This window comes from Pseudomonas sp. QD4 (assembly GCF_049199125.1).
Classification (GTDB): Bacteria; Pseudomonadota; Gammaproteobacteria; order Pseudomonadales; family Pseudomonadaceae; genus Aquipseudomonas.
In genome coordinates this window covers 934,151-958,305 of sequence record NZ_JBLZOM010000001.1, presented here as the reverse complement: position 1 = coordinate 958,305, position 24,155 = coordinate 934,151, and the positions used below count along the sequence as shown (strand labels likewise).

General features: G+C 60.6%; 23 protein-coding genes and 1 pseudogene. 6 read left to right on the top strand and 18 right to left on the bottom strand.

All coding sequences use genetic code 11. The features are described 5' to 3' along the window. Positions 1–14: 14 nt before the first annotated feature. From ACOZJV_RS04260 to ACOZJV_RS04240, 5 genes are all read right to left on the bottom strand, one after another. The gene (locus ACOZJV_RS04260; RefSeq protein ID WP_421546921.1) at positions 15–1,160 is read right to left on the bottom strand and encodes an amine dehydrogenase large subunit; all 1,146 of its coding nucleotides are present in this window, start codon (positions 1,158–1,160) and stop codon (positions 15–17) included. Between the two features lie 321 nt (positions 1,161–1,481). Next, complete coding sequence (locus ACOZJV_RS04255; RefSeq protein WP_421546920.1) at positions 1,482–2,951, bottom strand: c-type cytochrome; 1,470 nt, start codon at positions 2,949–2,951, stop codon at positions 1,482–1,484. A gap of 2 nt (positions 2,952–2,953) precedes the next feature. After that, complete coding sequence (locus tag ACOZJV_RS04250) at positions 2,954–4,609, bottom strand: GMC family oxidoreductase (RefSeq protein WP_421546919.1); 1,656 nt, start codon at positions 4,607–4,609, stop codon at positions 2,954–2,956. A gap of 41 nt (positions 4,610–4,650) precedes the next feature. Then, a complete protein-coding gene (locus ACOZJV_RS04245) occupies positions 4,651–5,166 on the bottom strand; it encodes a sugar dehydrogenase complex small subunit (RefSeq protein ID WP_078472191.1) in 516 nt (171 codons plus the stop codon). Positions 5,167–5,783: 617 nt separating this feature from the next. Beyond that, positions 5,784–6,050 (bottom strand): hypothetical protein, encoded by a 267-nt coding sequence (locus ACOZJV_RS04240; protein WP_020298094.1) that lies wholly within the window; start codon positions 6,048–6,050, stop codon positions 5,784–5,786. Positions 6,051–6,403: 353 nt separating this feature from the next. Between ACOZJV_RS04240 and ACOZJV_RS04235 the strand changes: the two genes are divergently transcribed. Then, on the top strand, positions 6,404–7,729 hold the full coding sequence (locus tag ACOZJV_RS04235; RefSeq protein ID WP_078472192.1) for a sigma-54 dependent transcriptional regulator: 1,326 nt from the start codon (positions 6,404–6,406) through the stop codon (positions 7,727–7,729). Positions 7,730–7,798: 69 nt separating this feature from the next. Here ACOZJV_RS04235 and ACOZJV_RS04230 read toward each other — a convergent pair whose 3' ends face one another. The 8 genes from ACOZJV_RS04230 to ACOZJV_RS04195 all read right to left on the bottom strand — a co-directional run bounded on the left by ACOZJV_RS04230 (position 7,799) and on the right by ACOZJV_RS04195 (position 15,492). After that, positions 7,799–9,100, bottom strand: a complete 1,302-nt coding sequence (locus ACOZJV_RS04230; protein WP_421546918.1) for a hypothetical protein — start codon at positions 9,098–9,100, stop codon at positions 7,799–7,801. A gap of 52 nt (positions 9,101–9,152) precedes the next feature. Next, positions 9,153–9,887 carry a hypothetical protein gene (locus ACOZJV_RS04225; protein WP_078472194.1) on the bottom strand — a complete coding sequence of 245 codons (735 nt, stop codon included), beginning with the start codon at positions 9,885–9,887 and terminating at the stop codon, positions 9,153–9,155. A 50-nt stretch (positions 9,888–9,937) separates the two neighbouring features. Further along, positions 9,938–10,618 (bottom strand): C39 family peptidase, encoded by a 681-nt coding sequence (locus ACOZJV_RS04220; protein ID WP_078472195.1) that lies wholly within the window; start codon positions 10,616–10,618, stop codon positions 9,938–9,940. Between the two features lie 64 nt (positions 10,619–10,682). Beyond that, positions 10,683–11,675 carry a heme utilization protein gene (locus ACOZJV_RS04215; RefSeq protein ID WP_421546917.1) on the bottom strand — a complete coding sequence of 331 codons (993 nt, stop codon included), beginning with the start codon at positions 11,673–11,675 and terminating at the stop codon, positions 10,683–10,685. 64 nt (positions 11,676–11,739) lie between these two features. Beyond that, a complete protein-coding gene (locus ACOZJV_RS04210; protein ID WP_421546916.1) occupies positions 11,740–12,318 on the bottom strand; it encodes an adhesin in 579 nt (192 codons plus the stop codon). Between the two features lies 1 nt (position 12,319). Next, positions 12,320–12,769, bottom strand: a complete 450-nt coding sequence (locus tag ACOZJV_RS04205; protein WP_078472198.1) for a hypothetical protein — start codon at positions 12,767–12,769, stop codon at positions 12,320–12,322. A 344-nt stretch (positions 12,770–13,113) separates the two neighbouring features. After that, positions 13,114–13,638, bottom strand: a complete 525-nt coding sequence (locus ACOZJV_RS04200; protein ID WP_421547580.1) for an AAA family ATPase — start codon at positions 13,636–13,638, stop codon at positions 13,114–13,116. A 219-nt stretch (positions 13,639–13,857) separates the two neighbouring features. Continuing rightward, the gene (locus ACOZJV_RS04195; protein WP_043229803.1) at positions 13,858–15,492 is read right to left on the bottom strand and encodes a methyl-accepting chemotaxis protein; all 1,635 of its coding nucleotides are present in this window, start codon (positions 15,490–15,492) and stop codon (positions 13,858–13,860) included. Between the two features lie 288 nt (positions 15,493–15,780). Here ACOZJV_RS04195 and ACOZJV_RS04190 point away from each other — a divergent pair, with 288 nt between their 5' ends. Both ACOZJV_RS04190 and ACOZJV_RS04185 read left to right on the top strand, forming a co-directional pair. Then, positions 15,781–16,611, top strand: coding sequence for an undecaprenyl-diphosphate phosphatase (locus ACOZJV_RS04190; protein WP_078472200.1), 831 nt, complete (start codon positions 15,781–15,783; stop codon positions 16,609–16,611). Further along, entirely contained in the window at positions 16,608–17,036 is a 429-nt protein-coding gene (locus ACOZJV_RS04185; RefSeq protein WP_421546915.1) for a DUF1294 domain-containing protein, read from the top strand. Before ACOZJV_RS04190 ends, ACOZJV_RS04185 begins: the two co-directional genes overlap by 4 nt. On the opposite strand, the gene ACOZJV_RS04180 is transcribed toward ACOZJV_RS04185, so the two are convergent. Next, entirely contained in the window at positions 17,033–17,377 is a 345-nt protein-coding gene (locus ACOZJV_RS04180; protein WP_421547579.1) for an MmcQ/YjbR family DNA-binding protein, read from the bottom strand. The two genes, ACOZJV_RS04185 and ACOZJV_RS04180, sit on opposite strands and share 4 nt — an antisense overlap. Positions 17,378–17,388: 11 nt before the next feature. Then, a complete protein-coding gene (locus ACOZJV_RS04175; protein WP_078472203.1) occupies positions 17,389–18,297 on the bottom strand; it encodes a LysR substrate-binding domain-containing protein in 909 nt (302 codons plus the stop codon). Between the two features lie 127 nt (positions 18,298–18,424). Between ACOZJV_RS04175 and ACOZJV_RS04170 the strand changes: the two genes are divergently transcribed. After that, positions 18,425–19,033, top strand: a complete 609-nt coding sequence (locus tag ACOZJV_RS04170; RefSeq protein WP_421546914.1) for an FMN-dependent NADH-azoreductase — start codon at positions 18,425–18,427, stop codon at positions 19,031–19,033. A gap of 256 nt (positions 19,034–19,289) precedes the next feature. Next, positions 19,290–20,327 carry an alpha/beta hydrolase family protein gene (locus tag ACOZJV_RS04165; protein WP_020298078.1) on the top strand — a complete coding sequence of 346 codons (1,038 nt, stop codon included), beginning with the start codon at positions 19,290–19,292 and terminating at the stop codon, positions 20,325–20,327. Between the two features lies 1 nt (position 20,328). On the opposite strand, the gene ACOZJV_RS04160 is transcribed toward ACOZJV_RS04165, so the two are convergent. The 3 genes and pseudogenes from ACOZJV_RS04160 to ACOZJV_RS04150 all read right to left on the bottom strand — a co-directional run. After that, positions 20,329–21,516, bottom strand: a complete 1,188-nt coding sequence (locus tag ACOZJV_RS04160) for an MFS transporter (RefSeq protein ID WP_421546913.1) — start codon at positions 21,514–21,516, stop codon at positions 20,329–20,331. A gap of 176 nt (positions 21,517–21,692) precedes the next feature. Beyond that, positions 21,693–23,282 (bottom strand): ABC-F family ATPase, encoded by a 1,590-nt coding sequence (locus ACOZJV_RS04155; protein WP_078472206.1) that lies wholly within the window; start codon positions 23,280–23,282, stop codon positions 21,693–21,695. Between the two features lie 20 nt (positions 23,283–23,302). Then, a pseudogene (locus tag ACOZJV_RS04150) lies at positions 23,303–23,514 on the bottom strand (hypothetical protein); the annotation flags it as partial. Between the two features lie 92 nt (positions 23,515–23,606). Here ACOZJV_RS04150 and ACOZJV_RS04145 point away from each other — a divergent pair. Next, positions 23,607–24,149: a hypothetical protein gene (locus ACOZJV_RS04145; protein WP_421546912.1), complete on the top strand. Its 543-nt coding sequence runs from the start codon at positions 23,607–23,609 to the stop codon at positions 24,147–24,149. Positions 24,150–24,155 lie beyond the last annotated feature (6 nt).

Here is a 24,155-nt window from a genome sequence, read left to right as displayed (position 1 = left end):
GAGTGGAACGCGGGTTAGTGGCTCAGGACCTGGATCGGGGTCTTGGCGATCTTGTCCATCGTCCCGTTGAACTTGCCGCTCTTGAGGTCGAAGATTTCCAGGCCGCCGCTGACGTTGGTGCCGATCAGCAGGGGCTTTTCATCCTGGGTGGCGTGCAGGCTCCAGACCGGGTTCGGTGCTTCGAGGGTGCCGATCTTCTTGCCGGTCTTCAGGTCGAACACCCAGATATAGGGGCTTGGGTCTTCCCACTTCATGGCCTGGTGATCGGCATGCATGATCGCGTACAGACGATTGAGCCTGGGCGCCACTGCCAGCAGCTGCCAGCCGCCAGGTGCCCAGCCGGCCTGTTGTTCCTTGGCGTCGACCAGGGACCAGGCGGGAAGGAACTTGGGCGTGTCGCCGGAAAAGTCCACGCCGCGCAGGGTGCCGGTGGTGCTGGTGAAGTAATAGATGTCGCCTACGGCGATCCCGCGTTCGTTGAGCTTCTCTTTATTGGGGTCGAAAAACGGCGTCTGGCTGCGGGAGGCTTCCTGGCCTTGCTCATTGAGCTTGACCACCTGCAATTGCCCATCGCCACACAACGAGGCGAAGCTGCGTTTGCCCACCGGGTAGCTGAGCACACAACCGCTGATGGCGATTTCGCTGGCCACGCTCCTGCTTTGGGTGTCGACCACGGTGACCGAGGTTGCGGGGGTGAAGTTATAGACGTAGGCAAAGCGGCTGTCGGAACTGACCCCAAGGGCATAGCGCTGGGTCAGGATCGACGCGCGCTTGGAGGGGATCACCACTTCCCAGTCGGGGGACAGGGTCGAGGTGTTCCAGGCCGTCAATACGTCGGTGCGGGTGCCGCGGGTGCCGCGTGAGTAGAAGGCGTCGGCGCTGTAGAGGTATTTCTGGTCCGGGCTCAGGGTGGCCGGGGCGGCAAAGCCGGTGCTGACCATGCCGAGCATGCGCTTGGCGTCCGCGTCGATCACCGTGACCCGGCCGGTAACGAAGTTTTCGAACTCTACATCCACCACGTAGGCTCGGTGCGGCTCGGGTGGCACCGCCAGGGTGATCTGGCCGATGGTGTCGGCGGGCAAATCGGCCCAGGCGGGCAACCCGCCCAGGCAGATGCCCAGGGCCAGGGTTGAGTGATAGAGGATCCTGTTTATTCGCATCGGGGGGCTCCCTGAATTATTAGGCTGCGGATCGTGCATGCAGGGGCAGGGGTCTGCAGGCCCAGTCTGCCTTAGCCATTCAGGGAGAGAGTTGTTGTGGCTGCCAATCACTTGTGTGCCAGTGCCACGCTGAATGGCGGGAGAAAACAGGCGAGGCTGTCGCGGAATCGGCAAACACACTGTGCGGTCTGAATCGCCTTTGGCGTGCTTGGCGCCGAACATCAGAAGGGCTGACAGAAAAAAGCCCGCGAGACCGTGGCTTCGCGGGCGTGAGCAGGCTGGTTGCCGAGCGCAGCCCGGGTGTGCTGTTAAGCGCAGGCGCTAATGCGGGCGACGGCGACGTCGATACAGCACGACAGATACCAGCCCCAGCAGCATCAGAGCCCCGATCAGCAGCAGCGCGAGATAGGGCTGGACCCTGGCCAGTAACGGTGGTGCTCCACCGGCGCGGATCAGGGCGACTTGCTCGGCGCTGATTTGCAGGGTCGGGTCGCCAAACTCCCGGGACACGTGGTTGGCGATCAACGCGATCTGTTGATCGCTCAGGGCATTGACCGCTGACTGCGTCCCGAACCCGGGCATGAATACCTGGGTCCCGCCCACGTTACGATCAACGCCAAACAGGATGGTCGCCACCAGGTTATTGGCTTCACCGTTGTGACTGCCTCCGGTAGTGCTGGAGTTGAACAGCGGCGGAAAGGCCTGGTTGTTGCTTCCACGGCCATCGGGTTGGTGGCAGCTGGAGCAGTTGCTGCTGAACAACGCGGCGCCGTTGTTGAGGCTGTCACTGGCATTGATGGCTGACTGGCCGCGTAACGTCGCCTCACTGCTGCTGGGCTGGCCGAAGCTGAAGGCGCTTTTGCGGTCCTGAGCCGAGCGGATGGGCGGGATGGTGCGCAGGTAAGACACGATGGCGCTGATGTCCTCTGTCTTGAGGTATTGCAGGCTGTCTTCCACCACCTCGGCCATGCCGCCGCCGGCGCGGGCCTTGCCTTGGGCGACGCCCGTCTGCAAATAGCTCACCAGTTCGGCATCGCTCCAACCGCCAATGCCGCTGACAGGGTCGGAGGTAATGTTGGGCGCGTGCCAGCCAGCCAACGCCGCCCCGGTAAAGAGTTTGTCGTCTTGTTCGGCCATCAGCACATTGCGCGGAGTGTGACACACGCTGCAATGCGCCAGGGTCTGGCTCAGGTACGCGCCACGATTGATCGCCTCGCTATGGTCCGGGTTATCGATGAAGGGCCCTTTCTTGAGAAACAGCAGGTTCCACCCCAGCATTGAACTGCGGATATTGAAGGGAAAGGGCAACGCGGTCTGCGGCGGCACATTGTCAACCGCCACCACCCCGTGCATGAAGTAGAGGTACAGCGAGTGGATGTCCTCATCTTTTAGCTGGCTGTATGAGGTGTAGGGCATGGCCGGGTATAGATGCGCTCCATCGGCGCGGATGCCGTTGCGCAAGGCATTGGCAAACTGGGCTTCGCTGTAGTTGCCGATGCCGGCGATTTTGGAGGGGGTGATGTTGCTCGAGTAGATGACGCCCAGCGGCGAGATGATGGGGTAGCCCCCGGCAAACTCGAGGTTGCACCCGGGGCGGGTATGACAAGCCGTACAGTCGGCAGCCCGGGCCAGATAGTGGCCCTCTTCAATTTTTTTCGACAAGGCGAGAGCCGAGGCATCCTTGGCCTGGGCTGCGGGGAGCATGAGCCCCAGCAGCAGGAGCAGCGCGGTGCTGTTTACCCGTCGGCACAATCGCCGCAGGTCATTCGATGAGCGTAGAAGGCCGGTCATCATCAGTTACCCGCCAAGGAGCTGGAAATCGAATCCGCAGCCTTCAGTCCTAAAGCCACCATGGTCAAGGTGCTGTTGACCACGCTTCCCGAAGGCATTGCAGAGCCGCCCGGCAACCAGAGGTTGGCATGGTCATGGGCACGACAGTCACCGTCGACCACCGAGGTTTTCGGGTCGTCGCCCATGATGGTCGACCCCATCAGGTGGTTGTTGCCGTTGAAGGGGCTGGTGTGAAATTCGACTCCGTTAAACAACCCGCTCAGATGCCGCAGCCGCTCACGTGCCGCCACCGCGCCGCGGCGGACATAGTCGCCGGTGTCGTAGTGGATGTCCGGGCAGGCCAGCCCCAGTCCATCAAAACGGGTATTGCTCAGGGTCAGGCGGTTATTGGCGTCAGGCAGGGGCTCCATCATCACCGTGATGTAGATGCCGAATGCCACGCGCCGGCGGATTTCTTCATCCAGCTCGACGCCGACCAACCCCATGTCCAGGGCTTGCTGGGTGGCATTGGGCACCCGTGAGCGGTTATCGAAAATAAAGCTGAAGCTGGAGTGATCCGCGCGAGTCGGGCTATCGCGCATGCCGACCATGCTGCTGTTTTCCTGAGGGCCGCGACCGCCCCAGATCGGTTTGTCGGCCAGGAACGAACAGTAGAAGCCGGTGTGGTCCATCATGTTGCGGCCCACCTGGTCCGAGGAGTTGGCGATGCCATTGGGGTTGGCCGGGTTGGCTGCCTGTAGCAGCAGGCGAGGTGTCTCTATCGCATTGCAGGCCAGTACGAACACCGTGCCGCTGGCGCGATGTGACTGGCGCTTGGCGTCGTACCAATGCACCGCCGTGACCTTGTTGTTCTGATCGGTATCGATTTTGTAGGCCACCGACTCGGCCAGCACCAGGGCGCCATTTCGTTCGGCTTTCTGCACATGTTGAATACCGGCGTACATGGCGCCGATCGGGCAAATCGGCTGGCAGTTGTTACTGCCACAACAGGCCGGACGCCCCTCCCAGGGCGTGACACTGCGTGCTTGGGGTACGGGAACAAAGTGATAGCCGTGGGGGTTCACCACACTGGCCACATAATTGTCGGCGTAGCCCCTGGGTATCATGTCGAACAGATAGGGACGACTGCGCTGCGAGGGGGATTGCAGGGCAGGATCGTGAGGCCCCGATATTCCCATCTCTTCTTCGGCGCGACAGTAATAGGGTTCGAGTTCATCGTAGGAAATCGGCCAGTCGCGACCCACGCCGTAGGTGCTGTTCAAGACAAAGTCCACCGGCAGATGGCGCCAGTTCGAACCGGCCCAATGCCAAGTCGTGCCGCCTACGGCACGCAAGTAATATTGCTTGAAGCTATTGCTGTCGGGACCACTCAGGCTGATGTAGTTGTTGTCCGGGAAATATAAGGGCGCGAGTGCATAGGGTGTTTGCGGATAAATAGTTTGGTAGTCGGGTTTGTCAATCAGGCGGTGATCGAAGGGCAGGTTGCGAAAGTTCTCCACGACTTGAGCTCGTTCAATAGTGGGGCCGGCTTCCAGGATCAATACTGAATGTCCTTGTCGTGCCAGTTGATCGGCGATCATGGCTCCCACTACTCCGGAGCCCACAATAACCACATCGGCCTCAATATCGCCGTTGGTTTTTTTAATAGGACTGTTCATTAGGCTATTTGCTCACGGCGCGTGCATAAAAGAAGGGGCAATCAGACCGGTGCTGAAACACCAACGGCCGGTGGCGGGTGAACCCAGCCCTGGGGGCCGTGCTGGCAATAACTGGGTACGTTGCAGGCATCCAGGGTGGGCCGAAACATCAAGGCGTCGTAAAAAGACACGCTGACCGCTTGCGCGTCCCGGCCGATAGTCCCGGTGTACCAGGCTGTGACAATCGTCAGCGCTGGGACGCGCAAACCCGCATCGCTGGCCGTCACCAGCAATTGCTGGGCGGATTGGTCCGGGCGCAGCAGGTTGCTCAGCGCGCCGACATGATGCTCGAAGTGGCTGTCCTGATTTTCCAGCGCAGCCAGGATCCGGGCGCTGGTGATGGGGTTGAGGTCGGCATGTCCGGTCAGCGCTCGTGAAAGCTCCAAAAAGCCATTCAAGGCTGTTGCTGTGGTTCTCAGCCCGGCGGCCTGCGCGATACCTGTCGGCAAAAAGAGTGGGGCGCTGACTAACAGGCAGGCTGAACTTGCGAGCATAAAACGGCGTCGAGTAAAGGACATAGAGAGCCCGTTGAGTGATGTCAGTTAAAAGATAGTGTTGGTGTGATAGGTCTTGGTTTTTAACACGAATAAACTGCGCGTGTTGTTAAAACTACTAAAAGTTTAAATAAGAGCTTGTTTATATGTTTTGACCTTGACGTGGTCTTGCTGCATTAATGATCGTCGCCAGCGCTGTTGTATTTTTATGGTTTTGAGTTTTTGCAGGAGGATAAATATTAGTTTGATGTTGCTTATGTTTTGAGTGTGACCATATAAGTGGCGACTTGCTGGTTGCTCGTGATTTTATATGGATTAAAAGATGGCGCTATGCGGTCGGTGAGTGACTGGGAAGTTGTTAGGTGCAGTCGTTGCTGTGAAAGTATTTATAAACCTATGTGTGCTATCGCACAGACTGACTATGCCTGTGTATGTGTCTGTGTTCTTCAATACAACTAAAGTTTGAATAAGCGGGTCGCCGATCTGCCCAATGCTGAAGGAGGTTTAATCACGTCTCTGGAGACGAGGTGCTGGGAAGGGCTAAAACCTGCGCATAAAAAAACCGCGAAGTGACGAACTCGCGGTTTTTTGGGGTGTGGTTTGTTGGCTGCGATTCAGGTTGCTGCCAACGTCAACCGAGCTTACTTGGGCATGGCCCAGGACTGCAATGTGTAACCTTCCTGGCTCAACTCGGCGCGGGCTTGTTTGAGCAGGTTTTCCAGTTGTGCCGGATCGGAATAGGCACTGCTGGGGATCTGTTTGCGACCAATGCGGGTATTGGTGCGGTCGATGACGGTCAGGCTCAGTTCGCCATTACCGTCTTGTGGGGCCCAGGCTACGCATTGAAATGGCTGGAATGCGCGGTCGGCGATCAAGAGTGCTTCGTTGATACGGAGCGGGGCGTTCATGGGGTCTTCTCTCTTAAGGTGCCCAATCAAATGATGTGCCGTCGGTTGGGCTTACCGTTCGGCTGGTACTTGTACTGATGCCCCACTGTGAAGACGGGTCACACATTTAATCGATAAATTTCGTGTTTCTTTCAAACAAGGGGCCCAAGTCAATAAAGTTGAAAGTTAACCGAAAGGTTGGGGATTAAGCCGAGCACACAAACCGATAAAAGCGCAGCTGGTTAGTCGGTTTGGCTATTAGCGCTATAAACAAACGGTACAAGACGCTGTCAAGTTCTTGCTAACGTTACACCCAGGTTTGCCAAAGTGTTGTTTCTAATAACTTTTCCTCTATTTGGCGCCAAGGATCAGTCATGCTCGAAGCCCCTGTGCAACGTCGACTGTTGGTGGTTGATCCGTGTGACGATTGTCATCGTCTGCTGCCCGGCTTGCGCTCTGTTGGCTGGAACGTCGACAGCTGTGGCCTGGAGGCGGCCGCCGACCGTTCCTGCGATGTTGGCCTGCTGCGGCTGCAACCCTTTCATCTGGAACGCCCCGAAGCGGTCAAGGACCTGATCAGCCGCAGCGGCACCGAGTGGATCGCGGTGCTGAGCCCCGATGTGCTGCGGTTGCAGAAGGTCGGGGACTTTGTCTGCGAGTGGTTTTTTGACTTTCACACCCTGCCGTTCGATGTCTCGCGGGTCCAGGTCACCCTGGGTCGGGCCTTCGGCATGGCGCGTCTGCGCGGGCAGGGCGCCATCCATATCGAGCAGCCCGAACATGAGCTGCTGGGCGACAGCCGGCCGATCCGCGATCTGCGCAAACTCTTGAGCAAGCTGGCGCCCACCGAGTCACCGGTACTGATCCGCGGCGAAAGCGGGACCGGCAAGGAGCTGGTGGCCCGGACCCTGCACCGGCAATCCCAGCGGCACAGCAAACCCTTCGTGGCGATCAACTGCGGGGCGATTCCCGAGCACCTGATCCAGTCCGAGTTGTTCGGCCATGAAAAGGGCGCCTTCACCGGGGCCCACCAGCGCAAGGTCGGGCGTATCGAGGCGGCGCACGGCGGCACGCTGTTTCTGGATGAAATCGGTGACCTGCCCCTGGAACTGCAAGCCAACCTGCTGCGCTTTCTCCAGGAAAAGCACATCGAACGGGTCGGTGGCAGCCAGCCGATCCCGGTGGATGTGCGGGTGTTGGCCGCAACCCACGTCGACCTGGAGTCGGCAATTGGCAAGGGCCGTTTTCGCGAGGACCTGTATTACCGGCTCAATGTCCTGCAAGTGGTCACCGCGCCGTTGCGCGAACGCCACGGCGATCTGGGCATGCTGGCCAACCACTTTTCCCACTTCTACAGCCAGGAAACCGGGCGCCGCCCGCGCAGCTTCAGCGAGGACGCCCTGGTGGCCATGGGCAAACATGATTGGCCGGGCAATGTCCGCGAACTGGCCAACCGGGTGCGGCGTGGCCTGGTGTTGGCCGAGGGGCGGCAGATCGAGGCGCGGGACCTGGGCCTGCTCAGCCAGCAAGCCATCAGCGCGCCCATGGGCACCCTCGAAGACTACAAGCATCGCGCCGAGCGCCAGGCGTTGTGCGATGTGCTCAACCGCCACAGTGACAACCTCAGTGTCGCCGCCCGGGTCCTGGGCGTGTCGCGCCCGACCTTCTACCGCCTGCTGCACAAGCATCAGATTCGCTAATCACCCGCGCACTAAAAAAGCCCGCTGCGATTGATCTCGCAGCGGGCCTTTTTAGTGGTTGGCGGGCGGTTAGAAGTAGTACGGGAATTTCAGGCTGAAGGTGAAGTCCGGGGCGTCTTCGGTCATGCCGATGGACAGGTTGGGCACGATGGTCAGGTTGTCGGTGGCGGCGATGGTCATGCCGACGTTGAAGTAGCCGGCGTTGGCATCGCTGGAGACCACCGATTGCCAGTCGCCGCCATCCTGCTTGAGCTTGCTCTTGCGTTGGATCAGGTCCGAGACCGAGAACGACATACTCATGCGTTCGTTGAGGGCAAAGGCGACACCGGCACCGATCTGGAAGCTGTCACCCAGGCTGACCTTGCCCGGAATCTTGGAGTTAAGATTGGAACTGATATCGCTGAACGACTCTTCCAGGTTGTGGGTGTAGGACAAGCTGCCGAAAAGCACCGCCGGGTCGAAGGTCTTGACCAGGGAGATGCCCGGTGTGACGGACCATACGCCGTTACCGGTCGGTAGGCTTTCAGGCACCACTAGGCTGTTGCTCTTGGGGGACTGGACGAACTTGATGCCGAAAGGGTCCTTGCCGGTAGGCGCCTTGATTCGCAGGCTGACGACCGCATCGGGCATGTAGTCGGACTCGTCGAGGAATTTGTACGCGACGCCAAAGTTGACGTCACCCAGGGTTGGGTCTCGGGTAACCGTCTGTTCCGCGGTGCCCTGTGCGTTGCCGCCATTAGCCCCACCCGACTGATAGGTGGACTCGCGGTAGACCACGGGGGCGTTGATATCGAACTGCCAACGGTTGTTCAGGTTGTAGCGGGCGGTCAGGTCCAGGGTCCAGTTATCGGATTTGATCCGGTCCAGGTTGACGGTACCCAGCAGGATCGAGTCCAGGGCCAGGAAGCCATTGAGGGTCAATTGCCGCGCATCGTAGCGCGAGTAGCTGATGCCGGTTTCGACGCTGAACTTGCCGCCGCCAAAGAAGCCGCTGGCCTCGTCGTAGAGGTTGCTCACGCTTTGTGCCGGTGCCGAATCATCCTTGAGTGACTGACCATAGGAACTGCCCCCGCCGGCAGCGCCTCCGGAGGCCGCGCCCGCGCCGGTGCCGGCGACCTGCTGATTGCCCTTGAGATCGGCCGGCGACTTGGCCAGGCGCTTGGGCGGTGCTGCTGCGGGCTGATCCTCGACCTGGCGGACCCTTTGCTCCAGTACGGCAAGGGCCTTCTGTTGTACTTCGTAACGTTGCTTCAACTCCAGAAGTTCTTGTTTCAGGGCCGCTACATCCGCATCTGGGGCCGCCTGCAAGGCCGCCGCAGGGAGGAGCGTGCTAAGACAAACGACTGCGCGCAATGAAACTGATCGATACATGAAAAAACCGTCCCTTGTGAACCCCAATGGTCGAGAGGAGCGTAGTTCAAGATCAGAAGTTGCGTAGGCCGTTGAGCGTACTCAAATTACAGTCTAGGGCGCCGCTGCTCGGGCCGTTGTTTCTGAGGACGACGTTGAGTTGGGTCAGGTTGTTGACCATGTTGCTGTCACCCAGCAGCCGGGTGTTTTGCAGCAGGTTGCCCTGAGCCACTTGCTGCAGGGTATTGCCCTGGTTGCTGTTGGCCAGGATGGCCATCTGAATACCGCCATTGGCGGCGGAAACCGAGACTGTGCCGGCGGCATTACTGCCGGTAATGGTTTGCCCGCTGATCAGTACCTGGCCTTGTCCGGGCACCAGGGCCGGGGCTTGGTTGGCTTCGGTGACATTGATGCTGACGTTGTTGTAGGCGCTGTTGCCGTCGCCGGCGGCGCGCACGGTCTGCGTCACGCCCTGGCCGGTGCCCAGGCCAGCGCCGCCGATCACGTTGCCGGTGCCTGAAGTGGGGGTGCTGCCGTTGCCGGTCTGGCTGATGGTGGTCACATAGAACTGGGGCGTTACCGTGGATTGCTGGATCTGCAGGGTGCTGGTGGCACCGATCAGGTCGCCACTGGCGTTGCGCCAGGTACTGCTCATGACCACGCCGAAGCTGATGATTCGCCCCGGCATCACATAGCGGCCGCGCATTTGCGACAGTTCCGAATCCTGAATTTCGATGGGCGTGAAACCAGCATGTGCTGGAAGAGCTGCTGCCAGGCAGGCGGCTGCCAGCCAGTATGAAGTTTTCATCTGCTGCTCCCGGAGCGTCCTGCCCCCTTTTTATCGTTGTGTGCGCTTCTCTAGAAGAAGTCGCTTTGTATAAAGCCGAAATCCATCAACTCCGCGTCTCGGACCGGGTAGAAACCATCGAGTTTGTTTTTCGCGGTCAGGGGGGCGGGGGGATCGAGCAAGGCGTTGGTCTTGTCGTAGCCCGGGCCGATGATGGCGAACACGATGCCATTCCAGCCTTTGACGAAGTCTTCATGGGAGTAGCGTTTGTGGCCCAGTACCGGGTCACCGATATAGACCCAGTCCTTCTGGGCCCGCTGCATCACCACGAAGTGCTTGTAGCCTCGAATTTCCATCAGTACCACCACCGGAATGGTCACCGCTTCGAGCTTTTCGGGAGGAATCCGATAGCCCCGGGCGCGCATGCCGATACTTTCCGCGTAGCGTTTCATGTCAAGCATCGAGAAGCCCTGGGTCTGGACCAGCTTCTGGTCCGAATTGACCAGCATGCCCTTGATGACTTCATCTTCGGAGACATCCATCCAGTAGGCCTGGCGCAGAATCGTCGCCAGTGCGGCGGCGCCGCAGCTGAAGTCGGTCTTCTGTTCGACGATGTCGCTGAACTTGCGCTCACGAATGCTCTGTACCTGCTTGAAAATCAGGCTGCCGCCGGGAAGTCCGGGAACCGCCATCTGTGCTGCAAACACAGGGCCGCAAAGGCACAGCAAGAGAGTGAGGATCGCAGTTCGCATGATCGTTACGCCTTGTGAGACTGTGGAAAAGCCCCGTTGCCGGGGCTTTCTTTTTCGATCGCGACTACATGCAGGCTTTGCAGCCAGCAGCGATGGACAGCGAGTTGCTTTGTTGGTTGCCCACACCTGCCGAGACGTTGGCGCCGCCGTTGCCGGAGAAGCCGTTCATCGAGCCGGTCATGCTGGCGTTGTTGACCACTGGGTTTTTCCAGCCGTCTTTGGTCAGCACTTGCTGGGTCCAGTAGCCAGCCAGTTCGATCGTGCCTTGTTCTTTGAAGGTGAGTTTTTGATCGTCGTTGCCATGGCCTTTGTTGTCGCCGTAGCCATGACCGCTGCCATGACCGTCGTCGCCTTCGATTTTGCCGCTGCCGGTACCTTTGTAGGTGCCCGAGGCTACGAAGCCACCAGTGAGGGTGTCTTTTTTGTAGGCCTGTACGCCTTTGTTATCCACGACCAGGTTGGTCGACTGCTGGTTGGCCGAAGCAGCCGCAGTCGCTACGCGACCACCGGATACGGCGATGGCCAGGTTGTTTTTCTGTTGGTTGAAGTCGCCGGCGGTGACGTTGATGCCCAGGTTGCCCGAGCCGTTGTTGCCGGAGTTGTTGAGGATTGCGTTGTTTTGAGTCGACGAGTTTTTAACGTAGTTATTGTTGTTGTACTGAGTGGCGCTGGACGCGGCCACGGCGCTGCCGAAGATGAAGTTTTCATCGGCAGTGGCCAGGGCGGCAGCGTTGTCTTGTTGGTTGCCGTCGCCGGCTGCAACGTTGGCGCCCATGTTGCCGTTGGAGTTGTTGAGCGAGTTGTCAGCCTTGCCGGTGTTCAGGGTGCCCTGGTTTTTCACCACGTTGGTGTTGCTGTTTTGCACGTCGATCACTGCCGCACCGGCCCCGGCGGTGATTTGCAGCAGGGTGTTCAGATCCGGACCCTGATTGTGATCGTCATGGCCATTGCCATTGCCATGCCCATTGCCGTTGCCTTGCCCGCCTGCTTGAGCGGCCATTGCCATAACTGCAGCCAGTGCGAAAACCAGTGGTTTGAGAGCCATTGTAGGTTTCATGGTGTTTCTCCGGTGCTTATTAGTTGGTTAAGTGTTGGTACTTTCTAATTGCACTGCGTTTGGGTCAGTCAGCGACCCGGATGCTCAGGGTGTTAGCCATTCGGTTCCCCACCCCGGCACTCTGGTTCACCTGAGTCACTCCACGGATGCCGGTGAAGGCCTGGTCGCTGGTAACGACCTGGCGGCTGCCTTGATGAGCGTCAGTTGCTCCTGAGCTTGGTAACAGCGCCACGTTCTGTTGGGACAGGACGCTGTCGTCGATGCCTTGCGGATTGGCACTGATGCTGATCCGCATGGCGTTGACCATTTGGTTATTGGCGCCGGAGGACTGGTTGACGCCCAGTGCTCCGCCGCCATTACTGAAAGAGTTGCCGCCGATGGTGCTGCTGGCATTGATCGAGCGATCGGCTGGCGTGGTGAGTTTCTGATTGACGCTGGTGCTGGCGCTGGCATTGGTGCCGATGGCGATGGCCCGCACGTTGGTTTGTTGCTGCTGGTCACCGGCGGCCTGGTTTATATTGAGATTGCCGGAGTAGCCAACGCCGGAGCTCTGGATGGTCGAGGTGCTGGTCACCTGGCTGGCCGAGTCGGCCATGGCGCTTGTGCAGGTGAGCAGGGCGATAAGCAGCAGGGACCGGTTCATCTCACTGCCCTCCGATATTGCTCAAGGGCGCCATGCCGGCGCTGATCGAGCGATTGATCGAGTTGGAGATGGAGGCGCCCGAGCCGCCGCCGTGGCCGGCGGACATGCCTGGCAGGCCGTTGGGGTTGGTCACCACATTCAGCCCTGGAACGTGTCCACCGCTGGGCATGATGGTGTTGCGAATCAGCGCGCCGCTGTTGACGCCGGCAAAATCGCCGTCGGTCATTTCACTGCCACCGATGATCCCGTTGATCCGCGCCGAAGGGTTGGCGTTGACGGTGGTGGGGTACGGGTCCGGTTGCAGCGACTGGCGACCGATGGGTTGAGGGTGCACGGTGCGCTCAAGTACAATCACGCCGTCGCCGGCTGCCTGTACGGGAAGGCAATACGCCGCGCTGACGGCACAACCGATCAGCAAGAGGCGGGTCAAACCTTGATTGATATTCCCCACGGCGGCATTCCTTCTTCTGAGCGCTGGCCCTAACCAGAGCGTTGACAGGAAGAGAGCAGGAGCTGTGCCGCTTTTTAATTCTTTCGAGAATTCAAGGCCTTGGATTTTTTTGCCGAGGGTGGCGATCGCAAGTGTTTCAACCCTGAGACAGGTGGCAGGACCGGCACATGGCCATAGGCGGGCCGATGCTCTAGATCAGGGGTTCGCAAGAGGCTGTATCAGTGGCTTAACAGATCCGCGGGCAATCGCGGCGAGCCTTGGCGCAGGCTGATATGGGGGCGGGCACCTGTTTCAGGAATGGACACTTGGGCCCTGTTCGGCGGGAAAACGCGCGGGTCAGGGCTTCAACCGGCGAGCAATTGGCCGACCTGTGCCAGGGCCAGTTGCCGACGTTGCTCCCAATCACCGCCCACCACCGTAAACGGCTGGCGATGTTGCACCAGCCAGTCCCGCGAAGCCTGGAAAAAGCCCAGCCGCTGCTCCAACTGCGGCTGGCAGCGCTGGCCGTCGTCAACCCAGCCCACCTGCTCCGGTGACAGCAGCAGGTGCAGGTCGTAGCGTCGGGCCAGCAGTTCCGGTTCGAGCCAGGGCGGGCAGTCGCCAAACAGGGTCTGGCTCCAGAGCATGTTGCTCAGCAAATGAGTGTCGAGGATCAACAGTTCAGGGTTGCGCGCCCGGGCGGCGTCTTCCCACTCCAGTTGGCCCCTGGCGATCTGCGGAATATCCGCGAAGCAAGTGTCGCGGCCTTGCTGGTCGATGAAATGGCGCACGTACTCGCCGACCTGGATGCCCCCCAGGCGCGCCTGCAGCTCGTTGGCCAGCCAGCTCTTGCCGCTGGACTCGGGGCCGGTCAGCACCACCACCTTCATGCTCGGCAGACCGCAGTAGCGCACCCATCTGCCCGCCAGCTGGCGTTGGCCCTGAGCCAGGCGGCAACGGCGCCGAGCGCAACGGCAAACAGTTCAAGCCCGGGCATGGACATTCCTTGGGAAAATGGAGGAGGGCGCGGATTGTAACCAGAGTGCGGCGCTGCGCGTTAGTCCGCGAGCGCGGCGAAGGTGGCGGGCAGGGCCCGCCACCGCCGGGACCTAGACGCGGAACTGGCGCAACAGACCGTTGAGCTGCTCGCTGAGCTCCTTGAGGTGGCGACTGGCGGCGCTGGACTGCTCGGCCGCCATCGCCGTGCTGTGGGACAGGCCTGCGGCCTGGGTCACGTTCTGGTTGATGTCTTCGACCACATGGGCCTGCTGCAGGGTGGCACTGGCGATGGAGGCGTTGAGCCCGTTGAGGTTGCGCAGTGCCTGACCGATGGCATTCAGACTCTGGCCGGCCAGACCGGCCTGTTCGATGGTCATCTGCGAGGCACGGCTGCTGTCGCCAATCACCTTGACCGCGGCTTCGGAATGGTTCTGCAGGCGCTCGATCATCGACTGGATCTCGGCCGTGGATTTCTGCGTGCGTTGCGCCAGCAACCGCACCTCATCAGCCACCACCGCAAAGCCGCGACCCTGTTCGCCGGCGCGGGCCGCCTCGATGGCCGCATTCAACGCCAGCAGGTTGGTCTGCTCGGCGATCGAGCGAATCACCTCCAGCACACTGCCGATCTGAGTGCTTTCCGCGGCCAGGGTGCGAATCACTTCAACCGCCTGGTCGATGGTGCTCGACAGCCGGTCGATCTGTTGCAGGCTGCCGTCGATATTGACCTGGCCCTGTTGCGCCTGGGCCTCGGCATCGCGCATTTCACTGGCGGCATGCTCGGCGTTTTTCGCCACATCCTGCACGCCGTAGGTCACCTCGTTGATGGCGGTAGCCACCAGCTCCATCTGCTGCGATTGCTGTTGGCTGCGTTCCTGGGCCTGGCTGGCGTTGCTGCCCAGGTCTGCCGAGGACTGCTCCAGGGCACCGGCGGACACCTGCAACTGGCTGACCACCAGGCGCAACTTGGCGGTAAAGCCGTTGAAATGCCGCGCCAATTCCGTGACCTCATCCTGGCCGTGGGTATCGAGGGTGCGGGTCAGGTCGCTTTCGCCGCTGGCGATATTGGCCATGGCATGCACCGTTTCCTGGAGGGGGCGCACGATGCTGCGGGCGATCAGCGCCACCAGCAGGCCCATCAGCAGCGCAATGCCCAGGCCGATAAACGACGCCTGACGGACCTGGGTGTAGAACTCGGCCTGCATGTCATCGATATACACCCCCGAGCCGATGATCCAGCCCCAGGGCTGGAACAACTGGACATAGGAGGTTTTCTGCACCGGCGCGTCCGCCCCGGGCTTCGGCCAGCGGTAGTCGACCATGCCGGCGCCCTTGGTCTTGGCGATGTTGACCATCTCGTTGAACAGGGCAAAGCCATCCGGGTCCTTGATCGCCGAGAGGTTCTGGCCTTCAAGCTTGGGGTTGGCCGGGTGCATGACCATCACCGGCGTCAGGTCGTTGATCCAGAAGTAGTCATTCTGGTCGTAGCGCAAGCCGCGAATCACGCTCAGGGCCTGTTTCTGCGCAGCCTCGCGGCTCAGGGTTCCGGCGGTTTCGAGGCTTTGGTAATACGCCAGCACACCGTTGGCGGTCTGCACCACATGTTGGGTTTTCTGCGCCTTGGCCTGATACAGATCGTTGTGGATCTGCTTGAGCATCAACATGCCCAGGGTCAATAGCATGAGCACCGCGACTATCAGGATCAGCCACAGCCGGCGGCTGATCGATACATTGCGCAAGCTATTCATCATTGCGTCACTCCGATTTGTTGTTCTTGTCATCAATAGTCGCGAGTATTCAGGCACCTTGTCGGCCCGGGGCGCCGAGCCTGTCGGCCAGACAAGGTCGAAGCGTTATTCATGCATGTCTGATAGGATTTCGGCCCCGCAGCGGAAAACCTGAATCCGGCTTGATTTTTCACGGATTTTTCATCGGTTGTTGTTAATTCTATTGCGCGCGCACCACCGCTACGCTCATCGCAGTGAACACTAAAAAAACGATCAGGGCCTGCTGCAGCACGGCCTTATGGGGGATTGATGGATCTTTGGACCGCCGCTCAGGCGTTGATACTTGGGGTTGTCGAGGGGCTGACAGAGTTTTTGCCCATCAGCAGCACCGGCCACCAGATTATTGTGGCGGACCTGCTCGACTTTGGCGGCGAGCGCGCCATGGCGTTCAACATCATCATCCAGCTCGGGGCGATCCTGGCCGTGGTCTGGGAGTTTCGGCGCAAGATCTTCGACGTGGTGGTGGGCCTGCCCAGGCAACGTAACGCCCAGCGGTTTACCGTCAACCTGCTGATCGCGTTTTTCCCGGCCGTGGTGCTGGGGGTGATTTTTGCCGACCTGATCCATCAATACCTGTTCAACCCGATCACGGTGGCCACGGCCCTGGTGGTCGGCGGGGTGATCATGCTCTGGGCCGAGCGCCGTGAGCATGAGGTGCATGCCCACAGCGTTGATGACATCACCTGGCAGGACGCTCTGAAAGTCGGTTTCGCCCAATGCCTGGCGATGATTCCCGGCACGTCGCGCTCCGGCTCGACCATCATCGGCGGCCTGCTGTTCGGCCTGTCGCGCAAGACCGCTACCGAGTTTTCGTTCTTCCTGGCCATGCCGACCATGGTCGGAGCGGCGGTGTATTCCGGCTACAAGTACCGTCATCTGTTCCAGCCCGATGATATGCCGGTGTTCGCCATCGGCTTCGTGACCGCGTTTATCTTCGCCATGATCGCGGTCAAGGGCCTGCTCAAGTTCATTGCCAGCCACAGCTACGCCGCGTTTGCCTGGTACCGGATCGTGTTCGGCCTGCTGATCCTCGCCACCTGGCAGTTTGGCTGGGTGGACTGGGCGGCGGCCAAGCCTTGAGCGAGCCACGGAGCAGTGCTCGCCCCGGGCGCAACAGCGGGACGACGGTCGCGCACCCACGCCTGAAGTGGCTGGCGTTCGCCTTGCTGTGCGGGCTGCCGTTGTTCGGCTCGCTGTCCCTATGGCAGCAGGGGGTATCGCTGCTACCCCTGGTCGGTTATGGGGTCGTCAGCGGCCTGACCTTTGCGCTCTACGGGTACGACAAGCGCCAGGCCCGCAACAACGGCCAGCGCACGCCGGAAAAGGTCCTGCACGCCCTGGAGCTGGCCGGTGGCTGGCCCGGCGCGTTGCTGGCGCAGCAAGTGTTCCGGCACAAGACGCGCAAGGTCTCGTACCAGGCGCTGTTCTGGCTGATCGTGGCGGTGCACCAAGTGTTCTGGATCGACCGGCTGTTTCTCGACGCCGGGCTGTCGAACCTGCTCTAGAGCAGCAGCCCTACCTGTACCCGTTTCGGCAATTTGGCCACCACCAATTGATGGGAGCGCCGCAGCAGCTCTTGCAGCTCGCCGGCGACCAGCGGGTAGGGCGTGTCCATGATCACCCAATGGGCTCGCGCCAAGTAAGGTGCGGGATGGATCCCCGGGCGGTCGACATGGCCGAGGAACAACTCCTTGTCGACCTTGAACGCCAGGGAGTCGCCCCGCAGGCCTTGCAGGGCGAACATCTTGTTGCCGGCAATGGAAAACACCCGCACGCCACCCCACTTGTAGTCTTCCCGGGCACCGGGCAGGGCCAGGCAGAATTGCGCCACGTCGTCTTCGCTCATGGGTTTGGCTTTCACAGGGTTCGGTCTCCGCAACTCTTGAAGGATTCGGTCAGGTGATCGATCCAGGATCGTACGGCCGGCAATAACCCGCGGCGATGGGGATAAACTGCCTGCAGCCAGCCGCCCGGCAGCGACCACTGGGGCAGCAGTTGCACCAGTTGTCCAGTTTGCAGTTCTTCCTCGCAGTACATCATCGGCAAAACGGTGAAGCCCAGTCCGGACAGGGTGCAGGCCTTGCGCACGATAAAGTCGTCGATGCCCAGCCGTGCCTCCAGCGCCAAATCAAACTGGGTGCCCTGTTCGTCGAACATGCGCAAATGCACCTGGCGATCGGCTTCCAGGGCGCCGAGCACCGGTACCTGGTGCAGGTCTTGCGGGTGGCTGATGCTGCGCTCGCGCAGAAAGTCGGGGCTGGCGACCATCACCGTCTGTGCCTGGCGCAGGCGGCGAGTAACCAGCAGTGGGTCTTCATCCCCCAGTTCGCGCACACGCAGGGCCACGTCGATGCCCTCGGTCACCAGGTCGACGCGGCGATTGAGCAGCATCATTTCCAGCTGAACATGGGGGTGTTTGCCGAGGAAGGTGCTGATGACCTGTGGCAGGAACTGGTGCGCCAGGCCCACCGGGCAGGACACCCGCAAGCGCCCACGGGGCTCACTGGACATGCTGGCCACGGCTTCGTCGGCCATTTCCGCCTCCAGCAGCATGGCCTGGCAATGGCGCAAATAGCGCTCGCCGACCGCGGTCAGCTTCAATTGCCGCGTGGTGCGTTGCAGCAGGCGCGCGTTGAGGCGTTCTTCAAGCTGGGCAATGCGCCTCGACAGGCGGGACTTGGGGATGCCCAGCAGGCGTCCGGCGGCGGCAAAACCACCGGCTTCCACCACCTTGGCAAAGTAATAAAGATCGTTGAGGTCTTGCATGATGGGCTCGACTGTTCCACTGATGAGACGAACTATCGCATTTATGCCGACTAATCAGCTATTGGTTTCATCTGTAGGATCACCCCCACTTGATCGCCCGGTGGCGATCCTCACTTGGAGATCCCACATGAAACTGTTGCATATCGATTCGAGCATCCTTGGCGACCACTCGGCCTCCCGTCAGTTGAGCCACAACGTGGTGGCCGCCTGGCAAGCCGCCGATCCATCGGTGGAGATTACCTACCGCGACCTGGCCAGCGATGCCATCAGCCACTTTTCCGCCGCCACGTTGCTTGCCGCCGGCACCTCGGCCGAATTGCGCGACGCCGCGCTGCAGCACGAAGCCGAGCTTAGCGCTTCGACCCTGGCCGAGTTCCTGGCGGCTGACGCCGTAGTAATTGCTGCGCCGATGTACAACTTCAGTATTCCGACCCAGCTCAAGGCCTGGATCGACCGCATTGCAGTGGCCGGCCAGACGTTCCGTTACACCGAAGCCGGCCCTGAAGGCCTGTGCGGCAACAAGAAAGTTGTGGTGGTTTCCACCTCCGGCGGCCTGCATGTGGGCCAGGCAACCGGCGTCGGTCATGAAGATTACCTCAAGGTCATGCTGGGTTTTATCGGCATCACCGACCTGGAATTCGTCCGCGCCCACGGCCTGGCGTACGGTGAAGAAGTGCGCAGCAAGGCCTTGAGCGACGCCCAGGCGCAGATCGAAGAGCAATTCGCCGCCGCGTAATACTTGTGTAAAGACTTAATCCGGGTGCGGTAACGCGCACTAAACTCTGTATTCTGATCAGTGTCGAAAATGATCAGAGTACGGAGTTTTTTTGTTTTTGCCTTTCACGCCTTCTGGCCCAGGTTATGCAGATAAAAGTTCATCGGTCTTTTGCCTGTTCCCCTGCCAGCGTTCGCCAGATGTGTTGCAAGGCCTTGGCTGCAAGGGAGGGCAGGGGCAAAGGGTTTCTCGATCCAGCCGCAAAGGTGGGCGTCCCATGAAACGTCTCAGTGCACTGTTACTGATCTGCCTGCTCAGCAGCCTGATTTCGGTGCAGGCCGCGCCCGCACCGCACCCGCACTGGAGCGTCGGTTATCACGAGATGACCTTTCTCGACCCGCTCGACCTGCAACCCATGCGCGCCATCGCTTTTTACCCATCCACCGGTTACGAGCACAACAGCACGCTTGAGGGATACCAAGTGGCGGCGACCCAGGATGCCAAGGTCGCCATTGGTCGTTTCCCGATGCTGATGCTGTCCCATGGCAATACTGGCACCCCGCTGGCACTGCACGATCTGGCCACCTCCCTGGCCCGCAAGGGGTTCGTGGTAGTGGCGGTGATCCACCCCGGTGACAACTCCAAGGACCACAGCCGCCTCGGCACCTTGAGTAACCTCTATGGGCGGCCGATCCAGATTTCCGAAGCCATTACCGCGACCCTGGCCGACCCGATGCTGTCACCTTTCGTCAATGCCGATCAGGTGGGGGTGATCGGCTATTCCGCCGGTGGTGAAACCGCGCTGATTCTCTCGGGAGCCACCCCGGACCTGGATCGCCTGCGGCGCTATTGCCAGGAGCGTCCCGATGATCGGGATGCCTGCAATACCCAGGGTGAACTGATCGTCGATCGCGATGATTTGCAGCCGGTGGCGGATGCCCGGGTGCATGCCTTGATGCTGATGGCGCCGCTGAGCCTCAAGTTCGGTCGCCATACCCTGGCGGGCGTGCATGTACCGGTGCTGCTCTACAGTGGCGACGGCGACAAACTGGTGGCGCTGGACAAGAACGCCGCGGCCCTGGCACGCAAGCTGCCGGTGGCACCGGACTTCAAGCTGCTGGCCGGCGCCGGGCATTTCGTGTTCATGGCCCCGTGCAGCGAAGCGCAGTTGGCAGCGATGCCAGCGCTGTGCACCGATGCCGATGGCGTCGACCGCGAGGACATTCACCGCAACCTGATTGCCGAGGCCGGCAAATTCTTCGCCCACACCCTGGGCAAATCCAGCCGCGCCGGGATGCAGACCGCGGATCAGTGAGTCAGGCGTTGGACCGGCGCTGCAACAGCAGCGTCAGGCCCAGCGCGGTGACGGACAGCAGCGCCGCGCAGAAGAAGATCCACGAATACCCCAGGTTCAGCGCCACCGCCCCCATCAACGGCCCGGCAATCGCCAGCGCCAGATCGAAAAACACCGCATACGCACTCAGGCCCGCACCGCGACTGCTGTTGGGCACCTGCCTGATCGCCTCGACGCCCAGCGCCGGGTACACCAGTGACAAGCCAAAACCGGTCAGCCCGGCGCCGATCAGGGCGTAGGCGGTGGAGGGCGCGAGCCACAGCAGGACCAGGCCCAGGGTCTCGATGCTCATGCAGGCGATAGCGGCCCTGAAGCCGCCGAAGCGGCTGATGGCGGAGATGAACAACAGTCGCGACACGATGAAGCACACGCCAAATACGGTCAGACAGTAGGCGGCGCCGGTCCAGCCGCGATTCAGATAAAACAGGGTAATAAAGGTGGTCAGGGTGCCGTAGCCGATGGAGGCCAGGCTCAGGCTGGCGCCATAGGGGGCGATGCGTCCGAACACCGCCCAGAACGGCAGGCGCTCGCCACGCACCACCGGCACCGAGGCTTTGTTGCGGATCAGTACCAGAGCCAGGGCTGCCAACAGTGACAAGGCGATGCCAAGGCTGGCGAAACCGAACTGGTCGACCATCACCACCCCCAGCGGTGCCCCAATGGCAATCGCCCCATAGGAGGCAATGCCGTTCCACGAGATCGAGCGAGCGGTGTGTTCGGCGCCTACCTGGCCCATGCACCAGCTGATGGTGCCAACCCCGATCAGGCCCTGGGCCACGCCCAGCAGCAGGCGCCCGCCGAGCAGGATGGTCAGGCTCAGCAGCGGCAGGCTTTGCAGCAGGGTCGAGAGCAGTGTCAGGCCGCCGCTCAGGAGGATCCCGATCAACCCGTACACAATGGCGCGCTTGGTGCCGACGCTGTCCGACATGCGCCCGGCCATGGGCCGGCTGAGCAGGGTCGCCAGGTATTGCGAACCAATGGTCAGCCCGGCCACCACGGCGCTGAAACCCAACTGTTCGTGGACATAACCCGGCAACACGGCAATCGGCAGGCCGATGCAGAGGAAGGCAATAAAGGTATAGAAAACGATGGAAACGATCTGCAGGGTGATCGTCATGGAGCTGGGAGCAGGCGGCTGTTGCGCAGACATGAGGGCTCGTTCGCGGGCGGGCGGTTGGAGAACCGCATCATGGCGTGGCTGGATAATAAAAGAAAGCAGGCTATCTATTGCTTCGAGCTGGCGTACCACCGTGCGGGAAAAACAAAAAGCCCCGTCACCAGGACAGGGCTTTTTCTTGCAGCTTGCCGCTTATCGAGGCTCTTGGCTTAGATCGCTACACCCTGGCTGCGCAGGTAGTCGTCGTAGGTGCCGCTGAAGTCGGTCACGCCGCTTGGGCTGAGTTCGATGATGCGGGTGGCCAGGGACGAGACGAACTCACGGTCGTGGCTGACGAAAATCAGCGTGCCCGGGTAGTTTTCCAGCGCCAGGTTCAGCGCCTCGATGGATTCCATGTCCAAGTGGTTGGTCGGTTCGTCCATGATCAGCACGTTCGGCTTTTGCAGAATCAGCTTGCCGAACAGCATGCGACCTTGCTCGCCACCGGAGATGACCTTGACCGACTTGAGGATCTCATCGTTGGAGAACAGCATGCGGCCCAGGGTGCCACGAACCATTTGTTCGCCTTCCTTGGTCCAGCGGCCCATCCAGTCGAACAGGTTGGATTCGTCTTCGAAGTCCGACGCGTGGTCCTGGGCGTAGTAGCCCAGTTCAGCGGCTTCGGTCCATTTCACGGTGCCGGCGTCCGGAGTCAGTTCGTTGACCAGGGTACGCAGCAGGGTGGTCTTGCCGATACCGTTCGGGCCGATGATCGCGACGCGCTCGCCGGCTTCGACCTGGAAGCTGAAGTCCTTGAACAGGGTTTTGCCATCGAAGCCTTTGGCCATGCGCTCGACAATCACTGCTTGGCGGTGCAGCTTCTTGGTTTGTTCGAAGCGGATGAACGGGCTCACGCGGCTCGAAGGCTTGACCTCGGCCAGTTGGATCTTGTCGATCGCCTTGGCGCGGGAAGTGGCCTGCTTGGCTTTCGAGGCGTTGGCCGAGAAGCGGCTGACGAACGATTGCAGTTCGGAAATCTGCGCTTTCTTCTTGGCGTTGTCCGACAGCAGTTGCTCGCGGGACTGGGTCGCCACGGTCATGTATTCGTCGTAGTTGCCCGGGAACAGACGCAGCTCGCCGTAGTCCAGGTCAGCCATGTGGGTGCACACGCTGTTCAGGAAGTGACGGTCGTGGGAGATGATGATCATCAGGCTGTTGCGCTGGGTCAGGATGTTTTCCAGCCAGCGGATGGTGTTGATGTCCAGGTGGTTGGTCGGTTCGTCGAGCAACAGCACTTCAGGATCGGAGAACAACGCCTGGGCCAGCAATACCCGCAGTTTCCAGCCTGGGGAGACTTCGCTCATCGGGCCATTGTGCTGCTCGATGCCGATACCCAGGCCCAGCAGCAGTTCGCCGGCGCGGGATTCGGCGGTGTAGCCGTCCATTTCGGCGAAGTCGGTTTCCAGCTCGGCCACGGCCATGCCGTCTTCTTCGGTCATTTCCGGCAGCGAGTAGATGCGATCGCGCTCAGCCTTGACCTTCCACAGCTCTTCGTGACCCATGATCACGGTGTCGATCACGGTGAATTCTTCGTAGGCGAACTGATCCTGGCGCAGCTTACCCAGACGCACGTTCGGTTCCAGCATCACCTGGCCGCCGGATGGATCCAGGTCGCCGCCGAGGATCTTCATGAAGGTCGACTTGCCGCAACCGTTGGCACCGATCAGGCCATAACGGTTGCCGGCGCCGAATTTGACCGAAACGTTTTCGAACAACGGCTTGGCGCCGAATTGCATCGTGATGTTAGCTGTGGAGATCAATTACTTTACCTATCAATAGCTTAGAGTGCGCTTGTTTCGGCTGGGACCAATTTGGGACCGATATGGAGCGATTCGATTTCGCTCCAACCCGTACGTTGAGTTGATCCATCGCGCATAAGTCGAGAGCAGCATCTGCACGTTATGGCCGAGCTGCTGGGAGATGAATGCGGGGGTTCATGCCAGACATGGCGCGCATTGTCGCATAGGTGTGACGACAGTTGTATGGCGGTCTGCACCCTCCAGTCTCTTGACCACCCCCTGGGCCCATGAAAGCATCCGCCGTCTTTGAGCTACTACCTATCGCCACGGAACGGACTGCCAGCCATGAAAATCACCTCCCTCGCCATGACCCTGGCTGCACTCCTGCTGAGTGCGAACTTGCAAACGGCCCACGCGGCATCGGAACTGATCGGCAAGCGGGTGCAGAACACCTATGACGTGACGCTTTACCTTGACCCGGAAAAAGGCCTGGCCTACGCGATGAAGGACTGGAAGTTCCTGCGCTATCATTACAACCCTCGGCAACTGAAAATCAGCTACGCGATGCAGAACGTGGAGGCGCAGCCCACCTCCACGCCGGCGGAGCCGGTGGTGATCGAGATGGCCGTCAAGAGCGACCGTGAGCTGGCCAAGCTGAAGCTGAGTGAAGAAGACCAGTGCTACGAAGCCTTCACCGAAGTGCTGGGGCGCCTGGTCGACGCTGCGGCCGAGGCCAAGAATCTGCAGGATAAGCAGTACTTCCACCTCGCCGAGGTGATCACCCTGGACGACAAGAAGGTGCCCGGCGCACCGGGTGTGATCACCTGCAAGATCCCCGACCACGGTTCCATCTATATGTACGCCCGGGGTCAGGTCAGCGTTAAGTGACGGACC